This is a genomic window from Candidatus Accumulibacter vicinus (genome assembly GCF_000584955.1).
Lineage (GTDB): Bacteria > Pseudomonadota > Gammaproteobacteria > Burkholderiales > Rhodocyclaceae > Accumulibacter > Accumulibacter vicinus.
Genome location: NZ_JDSS02000006.1, coordinates 221,232 through 230,890, shown reverse-complemented (window position 1 = coordinate 230,890; position 9,659 = coordinate 221,232). Strand labels below are relative to the sequence as shown.

Here is a 9,659-nt window from a genome sequence, read left to right as displayed (position 1 = left end):
CGCCAAGCTGCGCGCGCAGATGGGCACACCGCGCGAAGCGGTCAACGAGTTTGGCAAGCAGTTACGGGACAAGAAGCATGTTTCGGAGGCAGCCACCCGCTACGGGCTGGTGTACGCGCTGTTGAAGTCCAAGGAAGTGGCTGCCGCGCAGCGAGAACTCGAGGCGCTGATTGCACTCAAGCTGTCTTCGCCAATGATTGCCGGTCTCGCGGCCGAGATCAGGATGGCGGCCAATGACCTGGCCGGCGCACTGGCGATCTATCGCGATGCCTTACAGCGCTATCCGCAGTCCAGGGCGCTGGTCTATGGTTACGCCGAAGCACTGCTGGCCGCGGGGCAATACGAACAGGGCCAGCGCTTTCTGGACTCGCAATTGCAGGTCTACAGTTCGGACTACAAGCTGTATGGCCTGCAGGCCAGAACCTTCTCGGCGGCGGGCAGGCGCCTCCAGCAGCATCGGGCGCAGGCCGAGTTCTATCTGCTGCAGGGACAGTTGGGGCCGGCGGTTGAACAACTGCAGTTTGCGCAAAAGGCTGCCGACGGCACTTTTTTCGAACAGTCTGCGGTGGACGCCCGTCTGCGTGAATTGCGCAAACTGCAGGTGGAAGAGGCGAAGGAGAAGCGGAATGGCGGGTAAAATACGCCTTTCGTTGGGGGGGCCGGGCCATGCATTTTGATCGAGAATTAGATGTCAAGGGGTTGAATTGCCCGTTACCGATTCTGCGTACCAAGAAGACTCTGTCCGAAATGTCTCAAGGAGAAGTGCTGCACGTACTGGCGACCGATCCGGGTTCGCTCAAGGATTTCGAGGCCTTCGCTAGGCAGACCGGTAATGAGCTGCTGTCGAGCACTGAGTCGAACCGGGTCTTCGAGTATTACCTCAAGCGCAAGTAAGGAATTGCCTGGCGGACGGGCTCTTGCTGCGCTGTTCCTTGCCCGAGCGCAGATTGATGCCTGCCCGCTTCGCCCTGTTTGACGTTGATGGTGGCAGTGCACTGCTGCTGAGCGACGGGTGTCGATCCCTGGTGCTCGATACCGCTGCCAATCCAGTACGGGTTTTCGATGCGATCGAGAGGGCGCTTGCCGCCGGAAACTGGGTGGCGCTGGCGGCCGATTATGCCCTCGGTGCCAGCCTCGAACCGATCCTTACCAGGCCACCACCGGGGCGGCCCCTGCTCCGGGCCTGGGTGTTTGCGCAGGCAGAGTGGCTTGACGCACCGGCAGTCCACACGTTTCTTGGCGAGCAAGTGGCCATGCTCCCCGAGTATCAGCGGCTGGCCGGAATCGCCGAACTGTCGCCTGGCGTCGATGCGGCCAAGCATGCCGAGCAGGTCAGGCAGATTGGCCACTGGATCGCCGACGGCGACTGCTACCAGATCAATCTCACTTTTCCGCTGACCTTCCGGATCTACGGTCATCCGCTGGCGCTGTATGCGCGCTTGCGCGAGCGGCAGCCTGTTCGCTATGGGGGCTACGTCGGCAGTGGCGAGGAAGCGATTCTTTCTTTCTCGCCAGAGCTGTTTTTCGAGCGCTCGGGCAGCCGCGTCGTGACACGTCCGATGAAAGGCACGGCGCCGCGTGGCGGCACGCCGCTGGCCGACCAGGAGCGGCGGGCGGCACTGCTCGCCTCGGCGAAGGAGCGCGCCGAGAACATCATGATCGTCGACCTGCTGCGCAATGACCTGGGACGACTGGCGCCGCCGGGCAAGGTGCGCGTCGAAGCCTTGTGCGAGGCCGAAGCCTATCCCACGCTCTGGCAGATGGTGTCTACGGTGGCCGCAGAACTGCCGGCAACGCCCCTGATCGAGCTGTTCGGCGCGCTGTTTCCCTGCGGGTCGATCACCGGCGCACCGAAGATACACGCCATGCAGCGCATTGCCGAACTGGAAGAATCGCCGCGTGGCCTGTATACCGGCGCTCTGGGCTGGTTGGCACCGACTGGCGACTGCCGTTTCAATGTCGCCATTCGCACCATCGAAATGGGAACCGACCAGCGGGCGCGCATGGGGGTGGGTAGCGGCATCGTCGCCGACGCGGATCCGGCGTCCGAGTATGCGGAATGTCTGCTGAAAGCGAATTTTCTGACCGCTTTCGATCCGGGATTCGAATTGTTCGAAACCTTGCGCCTCGAAGACGGAGGGTATCCCTGGCTGCCTTTGCACCTGGATCGCTTGCAGGCTTCCGCTCGCAGCCTCGGTTTCGCCTGTGCGCTGCCGACGGTGTCCGCGGTGCTGGCGGCAGAAGCCGCTGGTCGACCGCGCGGGGTCTTTCGCGTTCGTCTGACGCTCGCGCATGACGGCAGTTGCCGCGTCACTGCGTCGCCTTTCATGGACGAACCCGGCCGCCAGTGGAGCGCACGCCTGGCGGCTGAAGCACTGCCCGACGACGACTACCTGCTGCGCCACAAGACCACGGCGCGCGCTCGTTATGAGCGTGCGCTGGCGGCGCTGACGACATGCCCCGCGGTCTTCGACACGATCTTTCTCAACACCCGCGGCGAGGTTTGCGAAGGCGCACGCAGCAACGTCTTCGTCGAGCGCGACGGGGTGCTGCTGACGCCGCCTCTGCACTGCGGCCTGCTGCCCGGCGTGCTGCGCCGCCAACTGCTCGAATCGGGGCGCGCACGTGAACAGGTGCTACGGCTCGACGACCTGCGCGGGGCTTCCCGGCTGTATCTGGGCAACGCCCTGCGCGGTCTGCTGCCGGTGTCGCTCGAACGCTGACTGCGGCCGGCCGTGCCTGGGACCACCACGTCCAGGTGCCTCGGTCTCTGCGTGGCATGATCCCGTCGGCTTGCTGACGAGGAACAAGGTTTCGACGGTGGGATGAATGGAGATGGAGCGCGCGAGCGCGCTCGATTGGCTGAATGACTTCAATTCTATGGAGGGAATGAACATGGCGACGACCACCGGTGCTGCCAACGGCGACATCCTGAATGGACTTTCTGGAAATGGTCAGGATACCTGAGGCCATGATGATGTTCTGGTTTTTGATCGTCATGCTGGCCGCAGCCTGGGGGATTGTCGGCCATCTTCAGGAGAACCTGGCGAAGATGCCCCGGCCAGCACCTGCTCAGATCGTGCCGCCATCCGCACCGACGGGCGCTCCACCGCTACCCCAGCCAAATCCTGCCGATGATGACGCGGTCAAGCATGCAAACCCGGATGGGGATTCAAGGCCTCTGGACAGGGCATCCTCAACCGAAACACCCGGACCAGGGGATCAGTGCTTCGGCAGATGCGAGTGATGATGCGCGACCCGGCCGGCCGTGCTCCACTCAGCGCTGTGCGGCTCGATGTGCAGAATGCGATGATCTCCGACCATGGCAGCGATCGCGGCAGCGATGGCGACGACATCCTCGATCGGAATCTCCTGGTCGGCAACGGGCGCCTGAACCGGCGCTTTCTTCGTGGGCGCGGGGGCGGACGGGCGCTTGTGCGACAGCCAGGTGCCGACGCGGTTGAGCAGCGGGAACCATGAGAGTACCAGGCCGATGAACGAGATCACTACGAAGCTCAGGAAGAAGTCGATCAGGCTGAGGAGCAGCGCGCCTTGAAGGGTGTCGGGAATGAGGGAATTCATGTTCGCAGTGCTCGATGTGGAAAGGGGAGGGTCGGCATGGCGCGTTTAGCCGACACCGATCAGCGCGAGCATGATGCCGCCGGAAATGGCGGTGCCGAAGACGCCGGCGAGGTTCGGACCCATCGCGTGGTAGATGAGGAGGTTTTTCGGGTTCTCCTGGTACGCCACGATGTGCGAGACGCGCGCTGCGATCGGCACCGAAGCGATTCCGGCCGAGCCGATCAGCGGGTTGATCTTGGTCTTCATGAACAGGTTCATGATCTTTGCCGTCACCACGCCAGAACCGGTGCCGAACAGGAAGGCGATCAAACCGAGCCCGACAATTTCCAGTGTCTGCAGCGTCAGGAACTTTTCCGCCGCCATGGTGGAACCAATGGCCACGGTCAGGATCATGATGATCACATTCATCAGGCCACCCGCGGCGGTCTTGGCCAGGCGATCGACGACGCCGGTTTCCTTGAACAGATTGCCGAGCATCAGCATGGTGATCAGCGGTGCGACCGGCGGGAAAAACAGATTGACGATGATCGCGATCACGATCGGGAAGGCGATTTTCTCCAGCTTGCTCACCTTGCGCGATTGTTCCATGCTGATCTGGCGTTCGGCCTTGGTCGTCAGCAGCCGCATCACCGGCGGCTGGATCATCGGCATCAGCGCCATGTACGAATAGGCGGCCACCGAGACCGGGCCGAGTAGATGCGGCGCCAGCTTGACGGTGACGAAGATCGCCATCGGGCCGTCGGCGCCACCGATGATGCCGATCGCGCCGGCCTCGGCCAGGCTGAAGCCGAGCAGTTTGGCGAGAATCAGGGCAACGAAGATTCCCAGGTGCGCGCCGGCGCCGAGAATGACCAGCTTGGGATTGGCGATCATCGGTCCGAAGTCGGTCATGGCGCCGACACCGAGGAAGATCAGCGGCGGAACGATCAGCAAGGCCACGCCCTGGTAGGCGTAGTGGAAGAGCCCACCCTCCTTGACGACATAGAGCAGCGCCGAGATCGCCTGTCCACCCGGTACATCATCTGGTGGGCCGGGAACGTTGGCGACGATGCACGAGAAGCCGATGCCGATCAGCAGCAGCGGCTCGTAATGCTTGGCAATTGCCAGATAAATCATCGTACAACCGATGATGACCATCACCAGGTTACCGAACGAGAAATGCACTGCCCCGGTCTGATCGAGCAAGGCCTGGAGAAAAACCGGGATTTGATCCACTGCCACCTCCTGTATCCGGGAAGAATGGCAGGATGTCCTGCCACTCACCGCTGCGCCGGGAATCGCCAACGGTGAAGAGTTGGAGTATAAGTGTCGCCGATGAGCATCCTAACTAGGGTTGGCACTAGATCTTGCCGCCAGACTTGCCCATGATTTGCCCATGCACCGACCGGCTTCAAGCAGTGACACCCACCATTTCGCGGCGGTCGCCGTGAATCGCCCGATGACCTTGCCGCCGCCGGGATTGTCGGGCGGTGCCCTGATCGCACCTGCCGGTGCCGGCAGGTGGCTCGCGTTGGCGCTGCTGCTCACCACATGGATCGGCGCTCTCGACTACCTCAGTGGCTACGAACTGCGACTCGGCAGCCTTTACCTGCTGCCGATCGCGCTCGCCACCTGGAACGCAGGACGCTATGCGGGGCTTTCGATCGCTGCCGCCGCCTGCCTGTGCTGGCTGTTCAGCTTCAGCTCGTCGCACGGCTATGCGCGGCCGGAACTGTTCTATTGGGATGGCCTCGTGATGGTGGGGGTCTTCGTCGTCTTCGTCATCCTGCTGACCCGGCTGCGCCTGGCGCTGCAGCGCGCCGACGAGCGTTTCGTGCGCGTGCTCGACGAAATGCACGCGGCCGTCTATGTGGTGGACGCGCAGAGCGGACGGATCCTGTACGCAAATCGACGCCTGGCAGAGATGATCGGCGCAGAGCCGAATGGGCTGGGTGCTGCCGACCTGCCGCAATACCTGACCGGCGGCGATGGCCATGATCGTCGCGGCGCGCTGTACCCCTCGCACGGCTTCAGCTCGGAAGAACGGCGCGACCCAGCGAGCGGCCGCTGGTATCTTGTGCAATTCGGCCCGATACCCTGGCAGGACACCCGCGCAGTGACCCTGATCGTCGTCACCGACATCTCGGATCGGCGCCACGCGCAGTTTCTGCGGCGCGAGAACCGGGACATGCTGTACCGTACGTCGCGCCTTTCCGCGCTTACCGAAGCGACTTCTGCACTGGCGCACGAGATCAACCAGCCGCTGATGGCGATCGCCAGCTACAACGACGCCTGTCTGCGCCTGTTGGCGAGCGAAACAATGGACCGCGCGGAACTGGTGCACGCCATCAAGCAGGCACGCGGCCAGGCCAGACGCGCCGGCAACATCGTCACGCGGATGCGCGACTTCGTTCGCAGCAAACACCCCCAGCCGGTATTGTGCGAACTGAACGCCATCGTTCGCGAGGCGATCGAGCTGATGGAAGCGCGCATCGAGGACCACTGCGTCATCGTCAACGTCGTCCTGGGCGAGGACCTGCCGCCGATACTCGCCGATCGTTTCCTGCTCGAACAGGTGGTGGTGAATCTGCTCGAGAACGCGGTCGATGCAATGCGGCCGCTTGCCCAGGCGCGTCGCCGGCTCACCGTCTCGACCGGGCGGCAGCCCGCTGGCGTGATCACCGTATCGATCAGCGATAATGGCGAAGGAATACCCGCGGCGATGGACAAGCATCTGTACACGCCATTTCGTTCCACCAAGCCGCAAGGGCTCGGGCTCGGCCTGTCGATCTGCCGCTCGGTGGTGGAAGCGCACGGCGGGCGCCTGTGGCATGAGCCGAATCCAGGCGGTGGCACGATTTTCCACTTCACGATCGCCGCGGAGGATGAGTGAGCGACAAGCCGGCAATCGAACAGACGGTATTCGTGATCGACGATGATGAGGCGGTGCGCGACTCGCTGGGAATGCTGTTGCGCACGGCCGGCCTGCAAGTGCAGCTTTTCAAGTCGGCGCGGGCCTTCCTCAAGCGCTTCAGCCGGGAGTGCTCGGGCTGTCTGATCCTCGACATCCGCATGCCGGTGATGAGCGGTCTCGACCTGCAGGACGAGCTTTACAAGCGGCGCTGTCGCATCCCGATCGTCTTTCTCACCGGGCACGGCGACATCCCGATGGCAGTGCGCGCGTTGAAAAAGGGCGCATTCGACTTCATCGAAAAGCCGCACGACGAGCAGCGCCTGGTGCTGGCAACCTGCCATGCGCTGCGCGCCGATGCCGAGCAGCGCTGCGGCATCGCGGCCCCCCTGCATTCACCGCCAGACCTGGCGGAGCGCCTGGCGCTGCTGTCAGTCCGCGAGCGCGAGGTGCTCGAGCACATCCTCCAGGGCCGGCAGACGCGCGCCATCGCCGAGGAACTCTGCGTCAGCGTCAAGACGGTCGAATTCCATCGCAGCCGCATTCGGGAAAAGTTGCACGTCAACTCGCTTGCCGAGTTGTTCCGGCTGTTCATGACGAACGGCGAGCAGGGCCTGCGGCGCGATGAGTGCCCTCCCGTAGTGTGGAGCCCAGGGAAGGATAGCCCGTCCGGGCGGTCTGTCCGGTGAATTGCTGGTGGCAGTCCGCTTGCGCTGCCCCCTGCCGGACAGCGGGCCCCTGGTGTGGGGTTTTTCACCGGGCGGCAGAACCTGGACGGGCTGTACGCCGGCATCCGGGTGGTGGAAGGTTGCGGGCGTGGCGCCAAACACACCCGCCCCGTCGCTACCGGCATGCGGCAGTGGGCAAGGACCTGCTCCGCGCGCGGCTGGCTTGACGCCGGTCGGGATGACCCGGGCGCCAGCCTTGCTCACGGAAAGGCCGGGATATTCGGCTCGGTGCCTTCCAGTTCCGCTTCCGGGTGATGCTTCTGGATCAGTTCGCTGATTTCCTCTACCCGTGAAATCGGCACGTCGATGAGCATCAGGAGTTCGCCCCGCTCGATAGCGTTCTCGAACTGTTTGTGCCGTGTGTTGCCGACGCTCAGACCCACCATTCCGCTCAGCCATGCGCCGACTCCGGCACCGGCAAGGCTGGATCCCAGCAGGATTCCCCCGGCGATGACTGCGGCACCAGGGGTGAGCGCCAGGCCGACCAGTCCAGCCAGCACACCGACGACTCCCCCGAGAGCCAGACCGCGCTGGACCGCCGGAACGAAATCGGATTTTTGCAACATCGACGCTTCCGGAAGCGCGTGCAATTCGGTGTCGCGCTTGGCCAGAATGTGCATGTGCCTTTCCTCGACACGTGCCAGGAGCAGTTCATCCACTATCGTTTCTGCCACCTTGACGTTCGGTACCAGAAAATAGATTCGTTTGATCTTCATGTCGTCCCCCCAGTTGTCCGCGCTGCTTTCCGTGCTGACCCATGATCAGCGAAAAATAGCACTATCAACGAGAAAATGCCACATTGCAAGGATGGGAAATCCAACGGCACCATCAAGAGTATATGAGCCTTCATCAAGGGGCGTCAATCCAAGGCCAAGTCTGCAGGATTTTCCCTCGCTCCATGCGAAGCGTCGCAGCGGTCTCTCTCTGGGGCTTCCGCCTGCACCAGAGCATCTTCATGGAGTTGGCGCAGTATCGCGAGCGTTGAAAATTCTCTGCTCAGGCGCCCGGCCTGCGGTTCCCGAACCGCCTCGTTAAGCGCGGCGAGCGCGTCGGCCAGTGCCGGCCAGCCGATCTGTCGCAGGCGGGCGACGGCGGCCTGGCTGTCGGCCGGCCAGGATGGCGGCAGCGCGCGGATGCCGTGGTGCAGCAGCATGGCGAGCAAGGCGCGCACGGCGAGCAGGGTGGCGAGCAAGGGGTCATCGTCCGCCGCGCTCGCCCGTCCGAGGGGCAGTGCCGTGAGCGCGTCGGCGTCGCCGGAAGCGGCGCCAGTGTCATCGAGCGAGATGACCTGGTCGCAAACCAGACTCCACGGTTCGAGCGCCGGCAGCTTCCCCTGCCAGGAGAGCCGGCCGGCGATATGGCGACAGCTGCCGTGAAGGCCGCTCAGCGCGCCGGCAAGCTTTTCCAGCGCCCGACGTGCCTCTGCCGCATGGCTGCGCGTGATCAGCAGTTCGGCACCCGCGGCGTCGAGCGCGGTGCATTGCACGGTCTGCGCGTGCGGGTCGAAGAAGGCGTTGGCGATCCGCGCCGGGCTGAACACGACGAAGGCGCCCGCCGCCTGCCGGGCCATGACCAACGGATGGCGGGACCGCTCGCGCATCAGATCGGCGACGCGGGTGGTGCGCAGCGGCCGCGTCAGACCTTCCCAGTCCCCGGATTGCGGCAGCAGACTGTTTTGCGAGTGGTGAGCGCGGGCCAGCGCGATGCGGCCATCAGCGAAGCGGCGCGCCTGCCGCGACAACAGTTGCCTGCTGATCAGCGATTCAAGCTTGACGCCGGGCGCAACCCGCTCGCTGGCGCGTTGCCGCGCTTCGCGCCGGGCCGCTTCCTCGGGGCCGGCGGCGACCGCCGCGTCTGCCGGCGGTGGAACTCGCCAGTCATGGACCAGGGCCATCAGCGTGCCGGTATCCGGGTCGGCCAGCACCAGCCGGGTGCGCCGCCCGTCGCCGTCGCGTTCGGTGCGCGCACCGAGGCAGAACAAGCGCAGGCGGTCGAGCGCCACCTCGTGCGGCAGGCCGATGCCGAGGACCGCCCTGGCCCGGCCCGGCGCGGCGCCGAGCTTGAGCCTGAGGAAGAGCTCGGTGATCGCGTCGACGCCGGCTTCGGCGGCGTAACGGACACTGCGCGCGGCCCAGGCGGCGCTCCAGTCTTCCAGGACGGCGAGGGTGGCGACGATCCATTCGGCGCCGGCGTCGGTCGCGGCGGCCCGCGCCAGAGAGAGCGCCTGGGCGGACCCGGCCATGCCGGCGACGGCGCCATGCTGCAACAGCGCACCGAGGTAATCGAGATACACGGTGGGATCGAGCCGGACGGCGGTGGCCGGCGCCCCCAGCCGCACTTCCACGCTCGCCGCCGTCGGCGATGCAACGTCGGCCAGGCGGAACGCCCAGACTCCGAGCGCGACGTGCGCGCAGGCCGCCTGCTGAATGCAGTCGCAGCGCGCCGCCTCGATCGCCGAG

General features: G+C 64.6%; 10 protein-coding genes. 6 read left to right on the top strand and 4 right to left on the bottom strand.

The window, feature by feature from the left end:
* From CAPSK01_RS01885 to CAPSK01_RS21410, 4 genes are all read left to right on the top strand, one after another.
* On the top strand, positions 1-637 hold a 637-nt coding region (locus CAPSK01_RS01885; RefSeq protein WP_034921516.1), incomplete at its 5' end, for a tetratricopeptide repeat protein.
* A 29-nt stretch (positions 638-666) separates the two neighbouring features.
* On the top strand, positions 667-894 hold the full coding sequence (locus tag CAPSK01_RS01880) for a sulfurtransferase TusA family protein (protein WP_034921512.1): 228 nt from the start codon (positions 667-669) through the stop codon (positions 892-894).
* 56 nt (positions 895-950) lie between these two features.
* Positions 951-2,723 (top strand): aminodeoxychorismate synthase component I, encoded by a 1,773-nt coding sequence (gene pabB / locus CAPSK01_RS01875; RefSeq protein ID WP_034921697.1) that lies wholly within the window; start codon positions 951-953, stop codon positions 2,721-2,723.
* Between the two features lie 112 nt (positions 2,724-2,835).
* Complete coding sequence (locus CAPSK01_RS21410; protein WP_273702884.1) at positions 2,836-2,967, top strand: hypothetical protein; 132 nt, start codon at positions 2,836-2,838, stop codon at positions 2,965-2,967.
* 255 nt (positions 2,968-3,222) lie between these two features.
* Here the strand turns inward: CAPSK01_RS21410 and CAPSK01_RS01870 are convergent, their stop codons facing one another.
* Together CAPSK01_RS01870 and CAPSK01_RS01865 are read right to left on the bottom strand one after the other, a co-directional pair.
* A complete protein-coding gene (locus CAPSK01_RS01870; RefSeq protein ID WP_034921509.1) occupies positions 3,223-3,582 on the bottom strand; it encodes an OadG family transporter subunit in 360 nt (119 codons plus the stop codon).
* A gap of 45 nt (positions 3,583-3,627) precedes the next feature.
* Entirely contained in the window at positions 3,628-4,719 is a 1,092-nt protein-coding gene (locus CAPSK01_RS01865; protein ID WP_273702897.1) for a sodium ion-translocating decarboxylase subunit beta, read from the bottom strand.
* Positions 4,720-5,008: 289 nt separating this feature from the next.
* Between CAPSK01_RS01865 and CAPSK01_RS01860 the strand changes: the two genes are divergently transcribed.
* Together CAPSK01_RS01860 and CAPSK01_RS01855 are read left to right on the top strand one after the other, a co-directional pair.
* Positions 5,009-6,454, top strand: coding sequence for an ATP-binding protein (locus CAPSK01_RS01860; RefSeq protein WP_273702883.1), 1,446 nt, complete (start codon positions 5,009-5,011; stop codon positions 6,452-6,454).
* The gene (locus CAPSK01_RS01855; protein ID WP_273702882.1) at positions 6,451-7,161 is read left to right on the top strand and encodes a response regulator; all 711 of its coding nucleotides are present in this window, start codon (positions 6,451-6,453) and stop codon (positions 7,159-7,161) included. The genes CAPSK01_RS01860 and CAPSK01_RS01855 overlap by 4 nt, the downstream gene beginning before the upstream one ends.
* Positions 7,162-7,400: 239 nt before the next feature.
* Here CAPSK01_RS01855 and CAPSK01_RS01850 read toward each other — a convergent pair whose 3' ends face one another.
* Both CAPSK01_RS01850 and CAPSK01_RS01845 read right to left on the bottom strand, forming a co-directional pair.
* Positions 7,401-7,910 carry a hypothetical protein gene (locus CAPSK01_RS01850; protein ID WP_034921692.1) on the bottom strand — a complete coding sequence of 170 codons (510 nt, stop codon included), beginning with the start codon at positions 7,908-7,910 and terminating at the stop codon, positions 7,401-7,403.
* Positions 7,911-8,059: 149 nt separating this feature from the next.
* Positions 8,060-9,659: hypothetical protein (locus CAPSK01_RS01845; RefSeq protein WP_273702881.1), on the bottom strand; the 1,600-nt coding region annotated here is incomplete at its 5' end.